The sequence below is a fragment of the Enterobacter cloacae complex sp. IR53041 genome, from assembly GCF_049238285.1.
Lineage (GTDB): Bacteria > Pseudomonadota > Gammaproteobacteria > Enterobacterales > Enterobacteriaceae > Enterobacter > Enterobacter roggenkampii.
Genome location: NZ_JBMKHB010000034.1, coordinates 1 through 21941, shown reverse-complemented (window position 1 = coordinate 21941; position 21941 = coordinate 1). Strand labels below are relative to the sequence as shown.

The 21941-nt window shown below is 49.7% G+C and carries 28 protein-coding genes and 1 pseudogene; 2 read left to right on the top strand and 27 right to left on the bottom strand.

The window, feature by feature from the left end:
• Nucleotide 1 precedes the first annotated feature (1 nt).
• The 22 genes from traF to traM form a co-directional block, all read right to left on the bottom strand.
• Nucleotides 2-751 carry a type-F conjugative transfer system pilin assembly protein TraF gene (gene traF, locus ACOTXF_RS19800; RefSeq protein ID WP_001568082.1) on the bottom strand — a complete coding sequence of 250 codons (750 nt, stop codon included), beginning with the start codon at nt 749-751 and terminating at the stop codon, nt 2-4.
• A gap of 15 nt (nt 752-766) precedes the next feature.
• Nucleotides 767-1099, bottom strand: coding sequence for a hypothetical protein (locus tag ACOTXF_RS19795; RefSeq protein ID WP_421635295.1), 333 nt, complete (start codon nt 1097-1099; stop codon nt 767-769).
• Nucleotides 1096-1356, bottom strand: a complete 261-nt coding sequence (trbE, locus tag ACOTXF_RS19790) for a conjugal transfer protein TrbE (protein ID WP_001568084.1) — start codon at nt 1354-1356, stop codon at nt 1096-1098. The genes ACOTXF_RS19795 and trbE overlap by 4 nt, the downstream gene beginning before the upstream one ends.
• 12 nt (nt 1357-1368) lie before the next feature.
• Entirely contained in the window at nt 1369-3261 is a 1893-nt protein-coding gene (traN, locus tag ACOTXF_RS19785) for a type-F conjugative transfer system mating-pair stabilization protein TraN (protein ID WP_001568085.1), read from the bottom strand.
• Nucleotides 3258-3884, bottom strand: a complete 627-nt coding sequence (gene trbC, locus ACOTXF_RS19780; protein ID WP_001568086.1) for a type-F conjugative transfer system pilin assembly protein TrbC — start codon at nt 3882-3884, stop codon at nt 3258-3260. The genes traN and trbC overlap by 4 nt, the downstream gene beginning before the upstream one ends.
• A 12-nt stretch (nt 3885-3896) precedes the next feature.
• Nucleotides 3897-4868 (bottom strand): conjugal transfer pilus assembly protein TraU, encoded by a 972-nt coding sequence (gene traU / locus ACOTXF_RS19775; RefSeq protein WP_176602138.1) that lies wholly within the window; start codon nt 4866-4868, stop codon nt 3897-3899.
• 31 nt (nt 4869-4899) lie between these two features.
• A complete protein-coding gene (gene traW, locus ACOTXF_RS19770) occupies nt 4900-5529 on the bottom strand; it encodes a type-F conjugative transfer system protein TraW (RefSeq protein WP_023332867.1) in 630 nt (209 codons plus the stop codon).
• Complete coding sequence (gene trbI, locus ACOTXF_RS19765) at nt 5526-5903, bottom strand: type-F conjugative transfer system protein TrbI (RefSeq protein WP_001568089.1); 378 nt, start codon at nt 5901-5903, stop codon at nt 5526-5528. Before trbI ends, traW begins: the two co-directional genes overlap by 4 nt.
• A complete protein-coding gene (traC, locus tag ACOTXF_RS19760) occupies nt 5903-8542 on the bottom strand; it encodes a type IV secretion system protein TraC (protein WP_001568090.1) in 2640 nt (879 codons plus the stop codon). Before traC ends, trbI begins: the two co-directional genes overlap by 1 nt.
• Before the next feature lie 462 nt (nt 8543-9004).
• On the bottom strand, nt 9005-9403 hold the full coding sequence (locus tag ACOTXF_RS19755; RefSeq protein WP_001568092.1) for a hypothetical protein: 399 nt from the start codon (nt 9401-9403) through the stop codon (nt 9005-9007).
• A 4-nt stretch (nt 9404-9407) separates the two neighbouring features.
• Complete coding sequence (locus tag ACOTXF_RS19750) at nt 9408-9821, bottom strand: hypothetical protein (RefSeq protein ID WP_001568093.1); 414 nt, start codon at nt 9819-9821, stop codon at nt 9408-9410.
• Nucleotides 9822-9934: 113 nt separating this feature from the next.
• Entirely contained in the window at nt 9935-10504 is a 570-nt protein-coding gene (gene traV / locus ACOTXF_RS19745) for a type IV conjugative transfer system lipoprotein TraV (RefSeq protein WP_072253691.1), read from the bottom strand.
• Between the two features lie 18 nt (nt 10505-10522).
• Entirely contained in the window at nt 10523-10759 is a 237-nt protein-coding gene (locus ACOTXF_RS19740) for a hypothetical protein (protein ID WP_001568098.1), read from the bottom strand.
• Nucleotides 10752-12164 carry an F-type conjugal transfer pilus assembly protein TraB gene (gene traB / locus ACOTXF_RS19735; protein ID WP_001568100.1) on the bottom strand — a complete coding sequence of 471 codons (1413 nt, stop codon included), beginning with the start codon at nt 12162-12164 and terminating at the stop codon, nt 10752-10754. Before traB ends, ACOTXF_RS19740 begins: the two co-directional genes overlap by 8 nt.
• Entirely contained in the window at nt 12164-12904 is a 741-nt protein-coding gene (traK, locus tag ACOTXF_RS19730; RefSeq protein ID WP_001568101.1) for a type-F conjugative transfer system secretin TraK, read from the bottom strand. Before traK ends, traB begins: the two co-directional genes overlap by 1 nt.
• Entirely contained in the window at nt 12891-13457 is a 567-nt protein-coding gene (gene traE / locus ACOTXF_RS19725) for a type IV conjugative transfer system protein TraE (protein WP_001568102.1), read from the bottom strand. Before traE ends, traK begins: the two co-directional genes overlap by 14 nt.
• A gap of 18 nt (nt 13458-13475) precedes the next feature.
• A complete protein-coding gene (gene traL, locus ACOTXF_RS19720) occupies nt 13476-13781 on the bottom strand; it encodes a type IV conjugative transfer system protein TraL (protein WP_024191986.1) in 306 nt (101 codons plus the stop codon).
• 13 nt (nt 13782-13794) lie between these two features.
• Nucleotides 13795-14163 (bottom strand): type IV conjugative transfer system pilin TraA, encoded by a 369-nt coding sequence (traA, locus tag ACOTXF_RS19715; RefSeq protein WP_001568104.1) that lies wholly within the window; start codon nt 14161-14163, stop codon nt 13795-13797.
• 79 nt (nt 14164-14242) lie between these two features.
• Nucleotides 14243-14611: a type IV conjugative transfer system pilin TraA gene (gene traA, locus ACOTXF_RS19710; protein ID WP_001568105.1), complete on the bottom strand. Its 369-nt coding sequence runs from the start codon at nt 14609-14611 to the stop codon at nt 14243-14245.
• A 78-nt stretch (nt 14612-14689) separates the two neighbouring features.
• Entirely contained in the window at nt 14690-14854 is a 165-nt protein-coding gene (locus tag ACOTXF_RS19705; protein ID WP_071594636.1) for a TraY domain-containing protein, read from the bottom strand.
• Nucleotides 14855-15028: 174 nt separating this feature from the next.
• On the bottom strand, nt 15029-15718 hold the full coding sequence (locus ACOTXF_RS19700) for a conjugal transfer protein TrbJ (protein WP_421635294.1): 690 nt from the start codon (nt 15716-15718) through the stop codon (nt 15029-15031).
• Between the two features lie 219 nt (nt 15719-15937).
• Nucleotides 15938-16324, bottom strand: a complete 387-nt coding sequence (gene traM, locus ACOTXF_RS19695) for a conjugal transfer relaxosome DNA-binding protein TraM (protein ID WP_001568107.1) — start codon at nt 16322-16324, stop codon at nt 15938-15940.
• Nucleotides 16325-16744: 420 nt separating this feature from the next.
• On the opposite strand from traM, the gene ACOTXF_RS19690 reads away from it, so the two are divergent.
• Complete coding sequence (locus ACOTXF_RS19690) at nt 16745-17230, top strand: transglycosylase SLT domain-containing protein (RefSeq protein WP_058842200.1); 486 nt, start codon at nt 16745-16747, stop codon at nt 17228-17230.
• A 32-nt stretch (nt 17231-17262) separates the two neighbouring features.
• Here the strand turns inward: ACOTXF_RS19690 and ACOTXF_RS19685 are convergent, their stop codons facing one another.
• The 3 genes from ACOTXF_RS19685 to ACOTXF_RS19675 all read right to left on the bottom strand — a co-directional run bounded on the left by ACOTXF_RS19685 (nt 17263) and on the right by ACOTXF_RS19675 (nt 19759).
• Nucleotides 17263-17571 (bottom strand): DUF5983 family protein, encoded by a 309-nt coding sequence (locus ACOTXF_RS19685; RefSeq protein WP_058842199.1) that lies wholly within the window; start codon nt 17569-17571, stop codon nt 17263-17265.
• 63 nt (nt 17572-17634) lie between these two features.
• Entirely contained in the window at nt 17635-18456 is an 822-nt protein-coding gene (locus tag ACOTXF_RS19680) for a DUF932 domain-containing protein (protein WP_058842198.1), read from the bottom strand.
• An 898-nt stretch (nt 18457-19354) separates the two neighbouring features.
• On the bottom strand, nt 19355-19759 hold the full coding sequence (locus ACOTXF_RS19675; protein ID WP_058842245.1) for a hypothetical protein: 405 nt from the start codon (nt 19757-19759) through the stop codon (nt 19355-19357).
• Between the two features lie 906 nt (nt 19760-20665).
• On the opposite strand from ACOTXF_RS19675, the gene ACOTXF_RS19670 reads away from it, so the two are divergent.
• Complete coding sequence (locus ACOTXF_RS19670; protein ID WP_058842246.1) at nt 20666-21406, top strand: SDR family NAD(P)-dependent oxidoreductase; 741 nt, start codon at nt 20666-20668, stop codon at nt 21404-21406.
• A 217-nt stretch (nt 21407-21623) separates the two neighbouring features.
• Here the strand turns inward: ACOTXF_RS19670 and ACOTXF_RS19665 are convergent, their stop codons facing one another.
• Both ACOTXF_RS19665 and ACOTXF_RS19660 read right to left on the bottom strand, forming a co-directional pair.
• Nucleotides 21624-21749 (bottom strand): type I toxin-antitoxin system Hok family toxin, encoded by a 126-nt coding sequence (locus tag ACOTXF_RS19665; RefSeq protein WP_223540704.1) that lies wholly within the window; start codon nt 21747-21749, stop codon nt 21624-21626.
• Nucleotides 21691-21840, bottom strand: a pseudogene (locus ACOTXF_RS19660) (DUF5431 family protein); the annotation flags it as partial. The gene ACOTXF_RS19665 and the pseudogene ACOTXF_RS19660, both read right to left, overlap by 59 nt.
• Nucleotides 21841-21941: the final 101 nt, after the last annotated feature.

Here is a 21941-nt window from a genome sequence, read left to right as displayed (position 1 = left end):
CTTAAAAATTGGGTTTAAAGTCGTTGGAAACATAGAGAAACTGCTTCGCCAGATCGTCCTGGCTGATGAAGCCGTAACTGAGCGGTTTAACCTGTCCGCTTTTCGGGTCAACCAGCATCATGGCCGGAAAATACTTCACGCCGAGCCGTTCTGCCTGTCCCTGGTCCACGCGTGAGTCCGGTAGTAACGGGTTAACCACGCCATCAACAGAGACGGAGATAACACTCAACCCGTAGGTCTCACGGAAGTTACTCAGCACCTGAACCAGTTGCCCGTCAATTGGCTCCCGGCCGCGGTAAAAGAACATCACACCGAAATGCTGAGCAATGGCCGATATGGCTTTACGCTGTTCCGCGTAATCGGCCGCGAGCTGGTTTTTAACCGTGCCGTTGTAGTGGCTGAACTGTAGGTTGTAATCGAGCTCCGGATGTTCAAGAAACGCTTTCTTGGCGCTCATCGAAAATAAGCCTGCCTGCTGCGTCCAGTAATTCTGGAGGCGGAAATATTTCACAAAAGCCGGTACCGATGGATACATAATGGCTTCGGCTAATGCTTTTTTCGTTGCCTGCTGCAGAGCTGCCTGCTTCTGCAGAATATCCATTTGCTGGGGTGGCTGCGGGTTCGGCTGTGGATCCGGGTCGGTTGTTTTCAGTGGTTCGTTATACCACTGCCATCCCGCATCCTTCCCCCAGGCAGACATAACGGCGCAACCCAGCACAACGGGCAGCAGTACGAGCCGTTTCATTTTCATGGGACACCTTCATCTTTATTTCTGATGTTTATTACCGGACAAAGCGTTATAGATAACGCCTTTATTTATCTGAATTTCGTGACCTGTGTTAATTTGCTTCCCTGAAAAACCAGTGTCATTGCAGAACACCGCATAATCATGAAACGTTAAATCCTGACGATAGTCATTTTTTATTACCCAGGCGATACTTGAACTTTTTTCACAATTAACACCATAAAACTGATTGGTAATATGAAAAAGTACCTCTCGCTTATCCCGGATGAGTCCGTAACACATCATACCCGTCATAAATAAGATAAACACAGCAACGATCGCGATAACCGGCCATTTAGGGTTTTCCTCTTTCATTCCCCCCTCTCTTTTCTTTTTGTTCTGTTTTCGCCAGCGGGTTTCAGCAGGTCTATCAGTGAAGATAAAAAGCCGTACAGAAGAAACCAGAACCCACCGAGGATAGTGATGAAAAACACAGCAGTGATAATATCACTGCCCGTGGTTTGTTTTACCGTATCCCATGACCATATAATTACCGGTGATGAGACAATAACAGTGAGGCATAATCTAATCAGGAAATCCGTAACACAGCCTGAAGAGAATATAACTTTCATTTTACCCCCTGATTATTTCGAGGATTGCTGACTCATAATTTCTTTTATACGCTCTTTGGTTTTATTGGTGAGCGCATCGTTATCCGGAATTTTTTGATTCTTCATCAGGTCTTCCATGAAATTAGTGAAATCGAGTGAGTCGAAATTAATACGCTGGAGTTCATCAACCGTGATACCGCGGCAATTCGGACTGCTGGCGCCACCAAAACTGATATGCAGCTGGCCATTCCGGCCCTGTTGCTGAACAATCTGCGCCAGTTTTGAGTCGAACTGGCAGTAGCTTCTTTTTTTCTCCAGGCAAACACCCAGCACCTTTTTAGAGCAGAATTCCCCCACACTGACGGTCAGCTTATCTTTCTTGGCTTTAGCGAGGGCTTTTTCGTCACTGCTGCAGCGCGCCAGCCCCACATCCTGGCCCCAGCCGCTGTCTTTGCAGCAGTTACTGAAGCCTGCTGCAAATTTTTTACAGTATTTCGCTTTCCCGGTGAACGCCCTGACATCCACCCCGTTCAGTGCCGCAACGTCCTTCCCTGCCGCCGCCAGGGCGGCGAGCTCCGCCACTGCCTGACCAAAATCATTGTTTTTGCCGCTGGCCGCTTTATCGCATTCACCATCGAGACAGAACACGTCCCCGCCACAAATCATCTGTTTACCGGTGGTTCTGGTTTCGCAGGAGTACGTGGCATATTCATGAAGACAGGTTCCGTCATCAGAAGTGAATGCGCATTGCCGGGATGCCAGCGTACAATTATGGTTGTCCATCAGTGTCTGGCATGAACCGTAATCAGAAGGTTGGGTAATATACGTATCACGGTATTTCCAGCAGGCCTGGTAGACCTGGTAAACATTACCATCCTGGTTAACCGTCCGGTTTCCGCCTGGCTCAATGCATTCCGTCGTGGTCTGCTTGCCTTCGTCTTTACTGAATGGACAGAACTCGACCCATTTCACGTCCGGAACCCATTTTTTTTCCGTCACACGCATGGTCAGCGTGACACTCATCCAGGCCTCTGAACCGCCCTGTAACCAGTTTTGTGTCTTGCGGGCATATTCCCGGCAACGACTCTGCTTACCGCTAAGGCAGTTCTTGTTGAGGATGACGCCCTGCGGAGAAGAGCCGCCCTCGGTCAGATAGGCGCCAGTCGCCCCAGGAAGGGACCAGCTGTTGTCCCTCTTGGCAACGGAGTCTTCATTTACTCCCCACCAGGTCATGCGGTAGTACATATTTTTGTCATTAAAATGCAGCGCTGCTGATGCACTCAGGACCGTTCCCGTGGCCGGAGCGCGGAATGTCAGCATCACACTTTTGTTACCGTCATAGCTGTAGCTGAACTGGTTATTCGGCACGGTATACGTTTTGATAACCGTGGTTTCCTCATAGTGTCCGGTTATCGTGGCTGTTCGTGTACAGTACTGCTCAACCTGCAGGTCACGTTCACAGGTGTAGTTTTTAAATTCACTCCGGTTAACGATTTCCGCCTTACACTCCTGTCCGGTATTGCCGATGATAGTGTCGGATCGTGATTCAATATCTTTGGCGTTCTGGATAAACGGGGCGTCCGGAGAGATGCTGTCCGGAGGACGGTTGGTAAATGACTCGGTAATACTTTGTCCGACTTCACTCCCGGCCCACTGGGAAGCAGAGTCATTTTTCAGTGAGCTGTCGCCACCGGCTGTCACGCCACCGTAGTATTTCTTTTGCTCGGGATCTTTCGTATACCCCGGCAGATTCTGCTCGCCGTTGAAGTTTTTCAGGGCATCAAGACCGCCCCCCTGTACCTGTTTTGCAAAGTCAGAACCTGCCCTGTAATCCGTGTTACTGTCCGCGCAGGCTGGTCCTGCAAACCAGATAAACGTCCCCAGAACCAGGGCATGAACAAAGAGAATGGCCGGAAGTGTTCTCATTGGTTACCTCCCAGCATATGACGGGCGATATCCGCACAGTCCCCTTTCTCCGCCACCTTTTCCAGCGCCTGTTTCAGCCGGATATTGCCCCGAACCACATCAAACCCTGCTTTGCAGCGCACCACGAGGGCGGGCACGCTGCGAATGTTGTATTGTGAGTAAAGCGTCGGGTCGATCTGGACGCCGTCTGTAACTCCATCCTTAACCAGCCGCATCACCGCATCGGTGGTTGCCTTCATGTCGTTATTGACCAGTCCGCGCAACGTGGCCGGAATGCCATACTGGCGGGTTTCATGCAGCATGCGTTTCAGACCTTCCTCCGGCACAGAAAACGACACGAAGTACAGCGCACCTTCAGAGGGTTTTCCCTGTGCTGACGCCCTTTGCTGGCTGGCCAGATTATCGATGTACTGGCGATCGGCTTTCGCCAGGGGGTTACGGTTAATCTGCGCTTCCAGTTCCTGCTGCAGCTGCTTGTCCGGGTGCTGGCGTAACTGCTCGCTGAAGTCTTCCTGGTGCTTCAGCCACTCCCGGTCAGCCGTTGTCGGGCTCCCCGGACTGCCAGCTGCCACAGCGGTACCGGTGAGTAAAAGCGTGAGGATAAAAATATTCAGTTGTGTCACAGAAGACTCCTTTCAGAGGAAAACACAGTTACGTTTGCGCCACATGAGGTAACCAAAATTCTTCCGGGTATTAGGCGGGTTGCGACCGGCCTCCCAGCGCATCACACTGCGCCCGAGGGGATGGCACTGCCCGCTGTCCGGATACATATTCACCATCTGATAGCGCCAGCGCTCTTTAGGGATAATCGGCGACGGATATTCGTAACAGACTGCGGTATCGGCGCCGACCGTTTCCATAATCTGGCCCTGTCGGTGAAGCTTGTAGGCCATACGCTCACTGAGCAGAACCGAGGATTGCAGCGGGCTGGATTCGTTACTGGCCCATCCACTGAAGGGATACATGGAGCCCTGCGAGCCGGCACACCAGAACAACGGGTCAAGTGGTAAGTGGAAAGCACTGGCAATGGCATCGGCCGCACAGGCCCCCTGAGCGATCGGGTTGGCAAACAGTACGGCTTCCGGATTCAGGATCGTGGTCAGACTGCTGTCCACCCAGGTCGGGTCAATCTCAGAGAGATAGGCGATGTCCATATCTCCGCCTTCCAGGCAACCTGCTGATGTGATGATGTTCAGCCAGTACGTCAGTGGGTATTTGTACCAGTGCACGTGATAGAACGCCCCGTTGACCTGTTTGTCGTCCTTTTTGGCCGTCCCCATCCCTGTTTTACCGAGATTGATACTGAATCCCCCCAGATTCACCATGCAGCCAGGTGATCGGCTGACGTCGGTCATGGCCATCGGTTCCCAGTAACCGATAGCCAGACCAATGCGTACAAAGATTGGGGGTGGGGCCGGGCAATACTGTATCGGGCTGCCGGGATTAGGCGTGTCCGGCTGATCTCCTTTCCCCACCTGCACACTCCCCAGCGATAAGGGGAAAATGCAACGCCAGCAGACATCTGTAATGGGATTTACAAATCGTCCTTCACACGACGGGTCGGCAGCGGCATTCATACTGTGGCTCCATAGCAGGCAGGCCACCATGAAAAACAAAATACGTTTCACAGAAACATCCTTATCGCGTGGGTGGAAAGTATTCGATGTTCAGTCGTTCTCCCGAGGGGGCCGGGGTGATCCGCGCGGGTACTGCCGTCAGTCCAAAGCGCTGGCTCAGCACGCCGTTCTGGTCAAAATAAATCCGGCTGTCGAGCGCCGCCGATGTATCCGGGACGCTGCCTTTAACGAGGATAATCTTGCTGATTAACGTCTCAGGTACCTGGCGTTTCATCCAGGCCAACTGGTCCGGATCATCACCGTCAATGAAGTAAAGCGTCTGCATAAAAGGAACGGTTTTAAGCGGATTAAGCACCTGCCCTTTCCGGGCGAACAGCACACCGTTCTGATCCTTCAGGTCTTCAGTTAATTTGATGCTGGGATCAAACCAGCGCTGCTCATATTTATCCGCTTTCTTTATCCCCTCGACGGGAGCCGGGCGCTGGCTGTTGGTCTTCACCCGCTCCTTAAAGGCCTCCATCTCCTGCCCCCATCGCCCGGACTTCTCCAGCGCTTCAAGGCGCTGGGTTATCAGCGATAACATATCCTGTTCCTGTATGGGCCACAGGTCGCCCCATGTACCCAGATCAGCTGCCCGGGTAAGCGGGGAGACAAGACATACAGCAAAGAGCGCCCCGCGGATCATTTTCATTCCCTGCCTCCCTGCATCCGCTTCGCAATATCACGCTGAATACTCAGCGTGACGTCAGGCGCCCCATTAACCACGGCAGGAGAAACAAGAATCAGCACATGGTTTTTCTGCTGCCAGTCATCCAGACTTTTTTCCAGCGCATCGTTAAAACGATCCGACAGTGCCTTAGACTGGCTTTCCGTCAGTTGCTTACGGCTGACACTGTCCATGAAGTTATCGAGCGTTTTCTTCATATCAAACGCGACAACACGAGGTGTGCTGTGCGCTATCATGATCCGGGTCACCACGGCATTGGCGGCAAGAATGGCAACCATCAGCCCGCCAGTGATAAGGGCACGTCGGGTAAACAGACGATTTCTGATATTTTTTTCCATCAGGCAGCACTCCTTGTATTATTCATGGCCACCCGGGCCTCCAGGTCTGCCATTTCATCCGGGAAGTTACGGCAGGCCAGTTCGTACACGGCATCGTGAATACTCACCCCGGCGCGTTTTCGTTGTGTGATGTACTCAAAGTCAGCACCACTGGATGAATACATGGCGCGGCTGAGTGGATCGACAAACAACCGGTGCCACGATGAATGCGCCTCCACCGACAGCATGAAGGAGGAGAACCACTGGTCTTTAGCCGAACCAAAACGGTTAATCATGTCGCGCTGCAGCTGCGTGAACTGGTCGGGGTAAAGCTGGTTGTACTTGGCAAACTCTTTGGCAGACTGTTTAAGGATGATTTTGTATGAGGAGTTCCCCCAGGCGGCACGTGCAGCACTGGAAGCCGTATCTGAGTCAAAATCGACAATGTTCTGTGTAATAGTGATATACGAACCCAGGTGACGGCGTGCGGTACGGTAGCCCTTCTCGATAAAGGTGCCGACCTTCTCATTTTTGAAGTCCAGCAGGCGCCAGCCTTCGTCAATGACGTTCAGTTTTTTCAGGTTACGGGGTGTCTGGTACATGCGGTTCTCGATATAAATAATCAACGAGAACATCACAGCAACCAGCAGAGATGGCCGGGACTCCAGCCCCCCCAGCTCCAGCACAACCATACGGGCATCATCATTGAGTGACGGTTCATCAGAGTTGAAGTAGCTGCCGTAAATCCCGTTAACCGTGTACTGGTCGAGCAGAATAATCATTTCGTCCAGACGGCTGCGGATCGTCGGTGAGTCTGCATAGGTTTCGCTGTCTTTGGCTTCCTGCAGGAAATCCACCACATCGTCAATTCGGGCTTTGTTATGCTTGGTCAGCCAGGCCGCTTTGACCGCCTGAAGCAGCAGGCCTTCATGGACTTCATCAAGATTCCCATTGGGACTGGCCATGACGGAAAGCTGGTCACGGATACGCTCTGCAGATGCATCGAAGTTATTGTCATCGAGCACGTTCGCAAACGGGTTAAATTTCAGCGTATCGCCATCGAGATACACACCCCCCATGTTTTCGCACAGTGATTTGTAACCATCCCCCATATCGAATACCCAGGAATAACCACCGGCATCAATGACGCTACGGATAAGCGGCTGTATCAGGCCTGTTTTCCCCGCACCGGAAGTACCGCATACCGCCATGTTAAAGTTGGTGTTATTCATGCCGGTGTAGAAGAGATCGATAAAAGCCAGCTGGTTACGATATGTAGGCGCCAGCAGACCGGAAGGAGCCAGTGGACTGTCGGCCACCACCGGCATCAGGTTTGCCACATTAAAGCTTTCAGCACGGCGAACTACCCCCGCCGCCTGCAGTTCCTTAAATATCCCCTCTCCCGCCTTAAAAGGCAGAATCGACAGGAAATTACGCATCTGCTGATAGCGAGCGGCGATGAGTTCAAAGCCCCCCTTACGGAAACTGTTCAGTATTTCCTGTTCAGTGGCCAGTGCCGCTTCCGGATCGTCTTCGGTATACGCCGTAACGTTGAAAAAATAGGACACCAGTGAAGAGGAATTGGAAGACAGTCGCTGGCGAATATCCCCCCACTCCTTAACTTCTTTCTCAACTGAGGGGAAATACTTCGCGTATGACGTTTTGCTCTTTTTCTCCAGGTCGAGAAACTTCAGGTTCGCTTCGTTCTGTGATTTAACCTGGTCTTCCACCATCAGGGTAAGCGTAATGACAAAGGGACAGGAAATAGACAATTCCGGGTTCAGCAGGTTGGCGTAGTTGTCTGCACTGGTCCACAAAAACGCAATTTCCGGGTCGCGTGCAAGATGATAGTTGAGCACCCGGGTATGACGTTCCACCCCATTTTTGTCCAGCAGGCCAATGTTGAGATGATTCGCCATCACTTCCATATCAAAGCTGTCATCAACACACTGGTAATTCAGCTCCTGGTAAGGATCCAGCTTTTTAGGCCTCCGGTACATCTCACCTGGATTTGGATTAATCAGTTCACTGACCATTTCCACAAGGCCCTTCTCATCCAGTGCCTTAGTCGGTATTTGCGCGCCAAGCAGTGAGGCCCGGATTATCTTGACCTGGTTCTGAAGCTCGATGATTTGCGCATTCGAATTTTTCTTACGCGGCATGCTGCAGGAGATAAATACACGGTAGTTTCTGAGCGTCAGCGGTAAATCCATTCCCGGTGGCAGCGCAAAATGCTTCTCTGCTGCACGCACATAATAGGCTCGCGTAATGGCGTTAAACTTTTCTGCCTGAGGACCACTCCAGCTGAACTCACGGAGGCCATATTCGATATCATCGCCAACCAGCTTGCTGGAAACCAGATTAATGGTGACCGGAACATTACGCGGTAATTTCGTTCTCAGCAGGTTCTCAAGCGAACCTACAATATGTTCATTGGCGCCTGGTAGAGGCCTGGCTTCCAGAATAAAACCGACTGTCTTCTGGTTAATAAACAACCCTGTTTCACTGTCGTAATCCTTATATGGCAGAACGCGACTGAATTGAGGGAAATCCATACTGGCCAGAACATCATTTGCTTTTGCAGATTCATCAGGTAGCTTCAGCGCTGTGAGTAATGTATTAACTGCTTTGGCTACCGACTCAATAGGGTTCAGACTCACAGGTTAACTCCTTCTTGAGGAACAAAAATAGATTTTCATATTTTTTTGAGGGGGAAAGTCAAGATGCTCGATATTTATCTTTCCCGATAATAAAATAAAGTAAACGGCATAAAGAAAAGAATTATTCTTGCCGCCATCAACTGTGCAAATATCACCTCACCCATAACAATCTTTCCGTTCCAGAGTGATACCAGAAGCGTGATAATGAGCAATGCACTATGAATAATCAGTGTTGATAAGATACCGAGACGAAGAACCTCATAATAACTCGTTACCGACACACACAAGAAATAATACACACCAAGGCTACATATAATAAAAACCAGCTCACGACGCAAAGTGGTATGAAACTCCTCTGTACTTTGATCTGGAGATTTAGTTAGCAGATACCTCAAAGTGAGATAAACAGACCAGTACATTAGAGGATAAATTAGAAAGCCGTATCTTTTCAGGAAAGTCATTTTATTCCCCACCTTTTTTCTTTTGTAATAACTGCCACTGTTCAGTGTAGGCCTCATAGGCATACACCGGAACATTAACAATAACTCCCTCACACCTTAATTTGTTGACGGCGTCATTCAAAAAACCGGTCTGCACATTGGCTTCAATAAGTGAGCACTCTGTTTTCCAGTGCCGGCCAGCATCGATCTCGCTGGCACTATAGGTTAACCTCACCATAACGAAACAGATTGCAATGCCAATAATCGCAGTGAACGCGCCTGTCAGAAAAAGCTTGCCCCTGAATTGATAATGTTCGGGAAGAATAAGTGCTAAGAACACCCCGATGATCCCTGCAATTAACATCACCAGATCAATGACTAAAATCCACCACACATCCATACCGTTTATGTAAGCATGCATACCGTTACTCCTTTTTATCAGAAAGGCTGTGAATGCCATTATCCCTGTATTTCACATCCATATACCGTGTTACGCTATCCGGACAAGACCAGGCATCTTTTGCACTGGTAAATGGTGTTTCTGGCTGCGCGTTAAATGCCGATACTTTGCAGTGTTGTAATGTATATTCAGTATTTTGCTTATTGATTAATATTGCTTTGTACTTACTTTCTGGTTGGAGCAATGAAAGAGTTCCAAATGAAACCACCATAATAATGATTAACGACAGGAAGCGCTTCGTTCTGTTTTTAATCCGTAATACGCTTGACATCAACAGTGCTGGAATCACCCCAAAAAGGGCAATGCTCAGAATGACATACGATGAATCTTCTTTCATCAGTAAATACAGATACTTTATAAAATCAATATTTAACACCATAAACTGAAATCCCTGACATCACAAACACGCTACCGCCCATCCCTTTCAACGCAGAGGGCACTCGTTTTAATCCAGCAGTAGCATTCCAGCAGCGCCAGTCATGGCGCTGATAATTAATTAAGACGAGGTTGTCCCCAGGTTGATGGGGTCACCACAAATAACACTGTCGTTGGTTGATGATATACATCATCGGAATCCACATAGGGAGCGATCCATAATGATGTTGTCTGCTCACCTTTTCTTAATGGTCTCGGATACTGGCCCGGTACAGTTTGAGGTGATGTAAATGTTGATACTGTCACCGGACGCATAACCTGGGGTGTAACGGGTTGTATATACCTAGGCTTATTTACCGACCCCCTGACATTTAATAATGACGGGGTACTTTTATTTACTACTACAGCCGCTGGGGCTTTCGCCTGTACTAAATCAGGTTGTGGCGGCAACGGGTATGAATTTACTGACGTCGTTCTGAAATTACCGTCAGCCAGTCGAGGCAACCCGGCCGCAACCGGCTTTGCCTCACTGCGTTCCTCTTTCGCCTTAGCTTTTTCATTGGCCTGTTCCATCGTCATACAGGTATCCGATGTTGTTGCGTTACATTGAAAATCAGTCTCCGTTCCTGCGCATCCGGTTAAAAGCAATGCGCTGCCCAGAGGAATTAACAGAATTAATTCCTTCATAATATTCTCCGCCTGTTATTAGCTCTTTTTCAGGTTCATCCTGAATAGGGTGTTAGCTTTAATTTCCTGAGTAAATCTGTCTCTCTCTTCCGAACTCATGGCACCATAAACTTTCTCCAGTTGGTTTGTATCTGACAAGGCAAATACCATTTTCGACATAATGGTTGTTTTGCCGGCCCCCGTATCTCCGACAGGAACGGTATGACCAGACGTTTCCGGGAGCGGATTACTTTTCTCCATTTTCTGCCTAGCCATTGTTGTTCCCCTCTGACATGGCACCAGGTGAAAACTGGTGGGGATCTAATTTCCCGAGTTGTTTCAGCATCTGGTCAGTACTGAAGCCGTTCAGGGATGCACCTGCCTGCTGAGGTTGTTGCGGCTGCTGTTCCTGATTTTGTTCCTGCTGCTTACCGTTTTTCTCTGCATCCAGTTCTTCAATCGTTTTCAACTGGAATCCATCCTGGAACACAACGGTCACCTCATTACCGGCACCAATTGGAATGACAGGGTGATACTGTTCTGCACGTTTGATGTAATACTCACTCAGTGTCTGCGCTGCTTTAGATGCACCTCCTCCAACGCCCATTTTGAGCACATCACCGGCTCCAACGGATGCCGTCGCACCAATTCCAACAGAAGGTTGTGCCGCACGTTCCATCCCTTGACCAATACCATCAACAAAACCAGCTCCCCACGCCCAGCCGAGGATTTTTCCGTTACGCATCACGACTTCACCTTTCACACCGTTTTTCCCCATAAAGGAAACGTGGCCTGAAATTGGCTGATCGATAGTCTTATCACCTTTGATGCAGCTGATATTTCGGGTACGGACAATCGCGCGCTCACTTGAAACGTCACCATATGCTTCGAGGCCAACAAAACAGCCAGTCAGGTCATAAGTTTTGCTGTTAGGCATTTCCACACGGCCGACCAGACGGACCTGCATCGGAACCGTAGATTCATTACCGGTGACAGAGGCATTCGCATCCGCACCTTCAATCAGAATGCTTTTCGCAAAACTACCTGAAGGAATGTACGGCAGTGTTTTTGCCTTCTTACCTTTGTCATAACTGAATGTACGTCGTTGGATCTGGTTAGGGGCCGGTACAGGTTGATAACTGACCTGTGGCGCCGGTGTAGTCCCGTTACCCGGATAGAATGACGTGGGTGGTGGAACAGCACCTGCAGGTTGCGGCGGGAAATTCGCCGGTTGCGGCTCACCCTCCGGTCCCGGTGCAGGGATCGGTGGTTTCGGAACAGGCTCACCACTGGTCGTGGTCGGCTTCACACCCAGCTTGTTTAACTGGTCCTGCATTGCCTGGTTTTCCGTAGTGAGTTGCTCAATACGCTTCTGATCTTCACCGCGACCTTTATTCAACAGGTTCACTTCGTTCTGAAGTGCATCAAAACGCTTTGTCAGATCAGCTGCTGTCGCCTGCATTTCAGTTGTCGCATGTTGCTGAACTTTGGTATCGAAACGACTGTCCACTACCCCCGTCATGTCCGGCGCGGGTTCGTTCTGCGTCTGGGCGGCATCATCGGAACCAACCTCGAGATCAGAGAGATACATACCGCCACCGATAATGGCGACAGCAGATACGGCGATGACACCCAGCCACATAAACTGTTTGTTCTTGACCAGCTTATTAATGTTGGCCATCAGCGATCTCCCTCTGCTGTGGTGACCCAGACCTGCAGGCGTCCGCCACTCAACAGGGGACCCGCTGTCCCGCTGATCATGATGGCGCGCGTACCTGGCTGCCAGAAATCACTTTCTTTGACCATACGTGGAGAAAGCGACACGTTATCCACGGCATAACGAACCACTTTCAGGTGATGCCCTGTCCACACTTTTTCTGCCTTTGCACTCAGCCCTGCTGGAACGGTTAAGGTTTCCGACGTGACAGGAACGGGCTGGTACCCTTCAGGCATTCCACCCTGACGAACGGCACGATTTAGTGATACCAGGAGGCTTTCATACGGTGAAGACTCTTCCCAGGACTTCGCCGGGCCGGGAGTACCGGCCAGTTCGGAGACCAGCTGAATAGTCCGGCCTGCCCCCGCGCGCGGAACGGCACGAATTGAGAAATTCAGTCCGCGTTCTGTCTCAACAATGAAAGTGAATGGTTTTTTACTGACGGTTGCCAGGATGGCTCCGCCACTGTCTGTCTGCTCCTGGTTCGTCAGACCGCCATCCAGACTGTTAATGGCGGTGATGCGATCGCCCGGAACCATAAACAGATTAGGATCCGTGTTGCTGACCGCGATGTTTGCCTGACCACCATTTGTCAGTGGTACCACTGTGGGTGCAAGCGTTCCGCTTACCGTGGCAGACATTGCCGGTGTCATCAGACAAAGGCTCAGACAGGCGGATACACACAGGGGTTTAACGATTTTCATCAGTCACCTCTCCAAAACGTGTCAGCCAGCTGATCCCATCTAAACGGTTAAACTGAATAACATAATGTTTAATTTCTGAATAAGGCCTGGAATCCCCAATCCAGGTCTTCAGCTCCCCTCGAATTTCAACACGGTTTTCTACCGGGTAGGCACGGACAAACGTCCAGTAAAAACTGGAATTAACGTTATTGTCCTTAATCCGTTTTGCATCCTCAGCAAGCTGAATTTTCAGGTTGTTCTGCGATGCCGGATACACATACTTCAGCAGCTGTTCGTGTTGAGCATCCACGGTTTCAGGGGTGACATTCAGGCGCAATGAAACAAAACTCAGGCCCATCTGTTCCAGATAGGATGCATCAGACTGGTTCTGTGATACCGCGAAAGGGGCGTTATATAACATGGGCGTCACCGCAACCTTTTGCTCATTTTGCAGGCGGTAGTTATTGATGCCCTGAATAACATTGGTGGCCAGGCTCAGTACTGTGACGGTACCGAGACAGATAAACCCCAGACCAATGACACGGGTGGTACTGAGACGAGCGCCGTGTTCCATGTTAGTTACTCCGTACTATTATTTAATCCACTGCCGGAAACAGGAGTCCGGGACATCATGGAAAATCCCTTTAAGAAGGGACGTAGGCAGATACCAGTAAATCAAATCGCGTAACCAGGCACTGCCCCGCCCTTTTTTCAGTTTTTTGATGCCCAGGAAAACCAGAATTGCCGCTACCAGACCGAACAAAAACTTACTGGTCCAGAAACCCCAGCCGAGACAGATTACGGCCGGGATTAGTTCATCGAGATACAGACCGAACCAACGGGACTGGTTCGTCAATGTTTCCGGGAAACGGTACTTTTTGAGTTCGTCCCCGGTCATCATTCACGCCCTCTTAGTAACCAGCGACCGACATTCCGACGGTGACAAAAACCGACAGAATGGCGAAGCCAGCCAGGAACTTAACGTTTTTGGTCATCATGTACATGATGCCGCCAACGATAACTTCCGCCAGGATCACCCACTTGACGACACTTGACCCTTTACCAAATGTGGCTTTAACCGTACCGTCACCTGACTTCATCAGATCGGTACCGGTGGTGGTGGCCATCGCTACTTCAGGGAAAGCTGCCGCAAGAACAGCAACAGGGAGAACGGCTTTTGCCGCCTTCAGCATTTTGGCCTTGCTGAAGAGACGGGTACGCAGAGAAGGCTTAACACCCTTACTCATTTCAGCACTCTGAATGGATAATGCTGTAGTCATGTAAAAATCCTTCTTTAATAACGAGTGGTATTACATCTGCCGGAGAACGACAGACAGGGGAAAATCTGCCGCAGGAAAATTAATATCCAGCAACAGACATGCCGACGGTAACGAATACCGACAGGATGGCAAAACCGGCCAGGAACTTAACGTTTTTGGTCATCATGTACATGATGCCGCCGACAATAACCTCAGCCAGAATCACCCATTTCACGACACTGGAACCTGAACCAAAAGTTGCTTTTACAGTGCCATCACCGGTCTTCATTAAATCCGTACCGGTAGTAGTGGCCAGTGCTGCTTGTGGGAATACAGCAGCCAGAACGGCAAGCGGCAAAATTCCTTTAGCAGCTTTCAGCACATTCTTTTTATTAAAGATGCGCGAAAGAACAGACTTTTTGTTTTCAACAGCTACAGAGCTACCCTGCACAGTTAATACAGTATTCATGTTTATACCCAATGAATAAAATGGATTTAAATATCAGACATAACCTGTTTAGAACAGTCCATTGATTTTAAGAAAGTTTTATTGTGCTTTTTTTCCCTCCACAGTTTCAGAATTATAGAAGTCTGGAAACCTCTCTAAATGGTCTCTAAGACGCATGTAAGCTTCTGCAGTCTTACTTCTTGAACTTCTGTCTTTTGCTTTTATTAAAAGACGATTTGTATCTTCATCAAGACGAAGAAGCACATGAAGCCCTGGTGCTGGTCTTGAGTTACTCCTAACCGCTCTTGCCAATCATGCCTCCCATAGAAATATTAATATCACATAATAAATCTTTACATTACGAACGACTAAAGTAAACAAATAATCCAGGGAATGTGAGTAAATTATTTTTACATTCCCTTACCGGAAATGTCCCTATCACTTTAACAAATCATTAACACAAGGCTTTAATATATCCATGATATTCATTGCCAGCCTGTAATAACTTACAGAATAAAATAACGAGAGTATAAGGTTATCCCTGCTATCGAAAGCAAATTCTTTATTAAAATCACTCACAACATTTCTTGATGTTTTTTCTGATACGCCAGTGATAGCAGAAATTTTTGAATGTGTTAAACCTATGGCATACAAATTGAGTATTTTCCATTTATCATCCTTTCCTGAAGACAAACTAGAGATATACTTTTCAATTTTTCTCCCCACGTCAGCAAAAGGGTTAGAAATAAATCCAACATCGTAGGTTTCCCTGACAAAGACCCATTTACTGTAGAACTCATTATTAACTGATAGGCTTTCTATAAAAACATCCCATACGTAGCCATCGATGCGAACATCTCTAACAATGCAAGCAGAACGTTCTGATAAAACATTAATCTCTGACTTTACCAACTCCATACCTGTTTCAAGTGGAAGAGAGGAAAACCATGAGTCAACATCGGTACGTGTTAAGAAAACCTTGTCAAAAAGTGGGCTGGTGTGAATTAACTCACCACGGGCATTACGAATAAATGACAGGGAAGATGAAATGTTAAGCATCTCACCTAAAGAATGAATGGAATCCGTTTGACTGACAAACGTATTTTGACTACGATCCTTCGCACACATAGGCGCCTCCACTAAAGGACACTATGGATAGTTGGCGTCTGGGGGGGCAAACCCCAGGCGCTAACGCTTCAACAAATTTTAATCACTGCACTAATTCCATTTTATAACTCCTGACTCTCCGTGTCACTTCCAGCACCTAGATCATTATTCTTTTTTATTAACTTTAGACAGGCACAAATACTAAAGTTAATTAGTCTCTATACAGAGACTGGAACAATCTTATTCCTCCTCATCCTGTGATGGGAAAAATCTTTCCACAACCTCTCTGGCATCGTCTCGTATATTCATAACCATTGATTTGAAATCAAAACGATCATCGCCATTTATATGTGGGCTAAGAGAGTCCATCGCCAGTACTTTCGAAATAGTAAACTGAGTTTTCATAACATTCTCAAGCAATACTTTATTGAACTCCTTCTGATTAAATCCGGACTCCTTCCGTTCCATCTGGGCTTCATAAACCCTAAGACCAAGTTCAAGGAGCATTGTGGCCACACTGGAAAAACTAATATCTTTTTCCTTCGCACCCTCAGCTCTTCTCTTTTCAACTATGGCATTGATTTTATCGACTACCTCATCACTGGGATATGCCTGAACCCTAGCCATATGAACTCCTTTCTTAATATGGTGACAAGAACAATATTCGCCACAACGATATCGTGATCATTCAATTAAAACAACTCTAAACTTAAGTCTAGAGTTCAAGCAACTTGCAATACAACTCACTCAACAACTTAAGTCCCGACTTAAGTCTGGTTAACCCACTGATTTTTAATAGACGAGTTGTAGGCGAGTTTTATATGACTCATACAAAACTCACCGAAAAGTCTTTGACGACTTGCATATATATAACAATATATAACACAGCATAATATAACTAACCATAAGCAACTGAAACCAAAGAACAATCTGCAAAATTTTAATTTTGCGTGGGGTGTGCTGTTTTGTGGTGAGGAGTGCACATTTGTTGAGTATATTTCTCGGATGGGTTAACGTATTTCCGGCAACTGCACCGGAGGGGAATTCATGAAAGGTTGGGTACTGGGCATCGCACTGTCAGCAATATCGTTGTCCTCCATGGCATCGGATTGTTTTGATATGGCGGGAAGAGATTACAGAATTGATCCAGATCTACTCCGTGCTATTTCCTGGCAGGAATCGCATTTTATAATTGGCGCCATTGGTCGTAATCCGGTAACAGGTTACGGCTCCGGACTTATGCAGATTGATTCGCAGCATTTCGACGAACTGTCACGATATGGAATAAAATCAGACCATCTGCTCACGGATGCCTGTCTGAATATCTACACCGGGGCGTATTATCTGGCAAAGGCTTTCAGAAAATGGGGCGTGTCATGGGATGCTGTAGGTGCGTATAACGCAGGGTTTAAAAGAACGCCGCTTCAGGCAGCCAGGCGTTATGAGTATGCGAAAAAAATTAATCGGTACTACACCGCGATAAAAGCGAGTAAACGTCTGCCAGCTAAAACGCAGCAAACCGCAATGAACTAAAAAAGCCTTCTCGTGGAGAAGGCTTCATCTTTTCAGAATTCCACACTGTCTATATCGGGGTAATGATCCGCATCGCTGTCAAAATGATAGATGAGATATCCACGTTCCTGATACATGCGGATAAGATTCCTGCGCAATAGCCTGGATACGCCACCTCTTTTAAGGGCCAGAAGATGGCGCTTAAAATCATACATCCTGATGATCACGCCATATGACGTGTCATGGATCCACTCGTTATAGCTTTCGATGGTCTGGTTATTAAAGGAAAGTATATGGAGGATCCTGACATCTTTTTCCTCCATATGTGTAATACTGACGCAGACGCCTGTGAATTCAAACATTGTAATTAACACCCTGACGCTGAACTGAAGGCCCCGGACATATCAGTCCGGGGGAATTTTGTATTATCCCTTGAATGTGCGGAACTGTTCGGCAATCAACCACAGCGCTTTATTCAGTTTGACATCACCATCAATGCCCTGTACTGGCCGGGTTGTCGTTTTTTTTCCGTTCTGTGAACGACCGGGCAAACCACCTTTAATCAAGTTTTCCTGCACACGTTGATACGTGGTCCAGATATCTTCTGATTTATCTTCAAAACGGCGGGGGTGAATAATTTGTCCTACACTAACCGGAGCTTTATTCACGTCATCATACTTATAGGTCAGAGCGGCCTGCCCAAAAAGGTGTTGCTCTTCTTTTGTCAGCGTAATGGATTTCATTACATCTACGCTCTCTGCCACTTTATCGAAAATACCCAGGACTTCATAAGCACCTTCAATTACCTGTCCGACGACATCCCCTTTATGCGGTACCCGGATCTCACCAAATGATGTTCCACATATCAGGCCATTGGTACAGACAAAACGAAACATGCCCGGGATCATTTGATAGCTCGATGAACCATCATGTGAATTAAGCAGAATGATTTCCGGAACTTCCTTTCCTTTGTTTACACCCTCCCTGCGCAAACGAACCATATGTTTTGTATGACCTCGCTTATCTTCATTTCGCACTCTTGACTGGCAGGCGAAAAAGGGCTGAAATCCTTCGTCACGTAACTTATCCAGCAGGGTAATAGTTGGGATACAGGTATAGCGTTCACTGCGTGAACTGTGCTTTTCTTCGGAAAAGACAGAAGGCACAACCTGAATTAATTCGTTATTTGTTAATGGACGTTCCTGACGAATGGACTGGGTACGGCCAAATCGGGAAGCTAAACGCATTATATTCTCCTTCATCCGTTGTTTTGCCTTTTAAAACCTTCACCCGTTGAGTTGCCGGGGTCGCGGTTTTGACGTTTTGCGGGGACCTGCTGAACCTGCCCCCTGGTTGTTACCTTCACCCGTTTGAGAGCCGTTCGCCGCAAGGGCGTAAACGAGCACGGCCCGGCGCAGATGTCCGGGGTGAGCGGGAAATTTTTTTCGGTCTAATGGAGCCTGCGGAATGGCCGGGAAAAATTTATTGCGAAAGGTTTACCGTCCCTGGACAGCCAGGCGGGTTGTGCTTGTCTCAGCCCCGGCGAATGGACTCAAATGGGTGAAACGGCACCAGAGGAAAGGAGCAGGAACCCGCCGCAACGACGGAACGCGCGGGCGCGAAACGGCGTTGCCCCTCAGAGTGCCGGCAGCTTTATCGCCGGCACGGTGAAAGCGGCGCGACCGGAACGGTCGCAGCAAGCGCTGCCCTTGACCTTGACCTTGACCTTGACCTTAGCCATCAGACCCTAGCGTCAGCCCGAAACCGCTTGCGGGTTCGGCGGAGCCCGGCGGGTGCGTCAGCAGCCGCCCTGGCGGAGTAGGGCTCGACGACTGGACAGCGCAGCTGGCCGGGAGCCGAAGGGGGCCATAATGGTGTTGCCGTTAAAAAAGAGGCATCACAGCAGGGAGAACAGCCGGAAGCCAGTAAACAGCAGGCTGAAACCGGACAGACAGGAGAGAGGGATCCGGAGAACAGAGAAATTGCGGAGGAAAGGGCCCGGCGGCGCGTCAGCGCAGCCTGCCCTTCCGGCGCCGCAGGCGCGCGTTTTTTAGCGGGCCCGATGGCAGGAGGATGCCCCCCTGCCTGCCGGACATTACGCAGCATCTGACATGCTGCGCATAAATTTATGCATGGAGATGCTGATTAACGAGCTTCCAGGCGCAACAGAGACTGTGCAAGATTAATGTTATTGCAAAGGTCCTTATGCGCGTTCTCCCACGCCTTACGCCCGATAATGCCGTATAAGCGGATGACATGATCTTTTGCCTGCAACCATGGCTGCACGACATGAAACGAAACCAGCGGATATGAACGTTCCCAGCACAGCACACCTTCCCTGTGAATGTTGTCGCTCATCAGGCTGAGAAGACGCAGGATTTCCTCAGCCTCATCGTGCTGGCTCAGCTGGAGATTGCACACGCCGCAAAGCTCAGCCAGATATGACTTTTGCTCCGCGATAACACAGGCCAGACGCGCTTTCGGGTCTGAACCCCATCTTTCGGAAGATTCTTTGGTGGCGGTTTTGACGTTGACGTTCTGTGTGTTCATTCTGCTTTTCCTCTTGTCTGGTGGTTAATCCATCTCTCGGTGAGTTCCCTGGCGGCAAAGGGCAAAGGAGCGACGGCGGGGCGGCAGGAGAAGGGCGGAGACAAAAGTTTTTGCGACCCTTCGCAAAAAGTTTTGGCGGAGTTCATTTCACCCTTCGGATGACGACACGACGGTGCTACTACCAGCCCTCCGCCCGGGGACTTAACGGGAGATGGCTCACCAGAAGCACGGGAAGAGAATGAACACACCCGACACGACGGAACGGCGTGGCGACATTAAAGCGACGGCATCAGCCGGCGCGGTGAAAGCGGCGCGACCGGAACGGTCGCAGCAAGCGCTGCCCTTGACCTTGACCTTCGCCATCAGACCCTAGCGTCAGCCCGAAACCGCTTGCGGGTTCGGCGGAGCCCGGCGGGTGCGTCAGCAGCCGCCCTGGCGGAGTGGGGCTCGACGACTGAACAGCGCAGCTGGTCAGGAGCCGAAGGGGGCCATCGCCCTGCCCGTTTTTCGGGTTATGGCCACAGAGCTGCAGCTGAGAAAGTTAACCAGCAGAACGCCGGTTATGAACGCAGGAGAGGAGAGAAGCACTAGAGTGCCGGCAGCTTTATCGCCGGCACGGTGAAAGCGGCGTGACCGGAACGGTCGCAGCAAGCGCTGCCCTTGACCTTGATCTTGACCTCAGACATCAGACACTAGCCGTCAGGCACGAACCCGCCTGCGGGTTCGGCGGAGCCCGGCGGGTGCGAAGCAGCTGCCCTGGCGGAGTGTGGCTCGACGACTGGACAGCGCAGCTGGCCGGGAGCCGAAGGGGTCCATAGCCCTGCCCCTCAGGTTTATGGTTTTACAACCAATAACCGTTGTTCTAGTGTGAGTAAACCGGACGTAAAACACTCTGCGAGGGATACAATGGGACGGTTCTCAGGCAAGAAAATAGTGATAACGGGTGCAAGCAGCGGTATTGGTCTGGCCGGGGCAAAGCGCATTACAGCAGAAGGTGGCGAGGTCATGATAACCGGCCGCAACCTGCATAAACTGGAACAACTCCGGACACAACTCCCCCGTCACACCACACTTCTTCAGAACGATGGCGCCGAGCCTGAGGCAGCACAGGCACTGGCAGATGCTGTTGAATCGTTCGGCATGCTGGATGGCCTGTGGCTTAACGCCGGACAACTCGCCTTCTCATCCGTTGAACACTGCAGCGCGACTCAGTTCGATACGATAATGGCAAACAATGTCCGGGCCGCAGTCCTGCAGGTCGCCAGTCTCTCCCGTTTTTTGAAAGAAGGGGCCTCCGTGGTACTGACCGCCTCCACGGCAGCCTATGAAGGAACCCCCATGGCAGCACTTTACGCTGCCAGTAAAGGCGCACAACTGGCGCTGGTTCGCAGCTGGGCAACGGCCTTTGCACCACGGGGGATCAGGGTGAACGCGCTTGTGCCAGGGGCCATCGATACGCCGTTACTGGACATTATTCCCGCCCCCTTCCGTGCGCAGTATGATGCCCAGATTAGCGCTGGCGTCCCCCTGAAACGTCCCGGTACTGCAGAAGAAGCCGCTGCCGTTGCACTGTTTTTACTGTCGGACGATGCCGGATATGTAACGGGTAGCCAGTATGTGGTCGATGGGGGGTTACTGCGTTTATAGGCGATCATGAGGGAGCAGAGGGGCAGCGCCGGAGGCGCGTCCCCTTTCCCCCGTTCCCCGCAGGGGAACAGCCCTTCCCGGAAGTTCAGGCGTGCGGTCGCGTCGGGGAGGAAAAAGGGGCTACCGGTAAACCGGTAACCCCTTCATAAAGGCGCTTCAGGCATGTCAGAGCAACTCGGCTCCTGAAAAGGCGGGGTTTCCCCCGCCTTCAGGTAGCTTACTTACCGGATTCGTAGGCCATAAAAGCCGCCACCTCCCTGTTCGTGTCCCTGTAACGGATTTCGCAGAGCGATTTCCGTGTCAGGTAAGTGAATATCAGCAGTGTGAGACACACTATTAACACACACCAGAGCAGGGTACTTCGTGGCAGTTTCATAGCTGACTTCTCCTTGCCTTTCGGCAGGTAAGCGGCCATACTGTTGTTGTTGAGACATACAGGGGCCTCGGGTTGTACTGACCCCAAAAAGTTGGACAGTTAAACACGAGGCACATAGGTCTGGGTTCGATATTCAATTGGACTCAGACCTTTTAATTT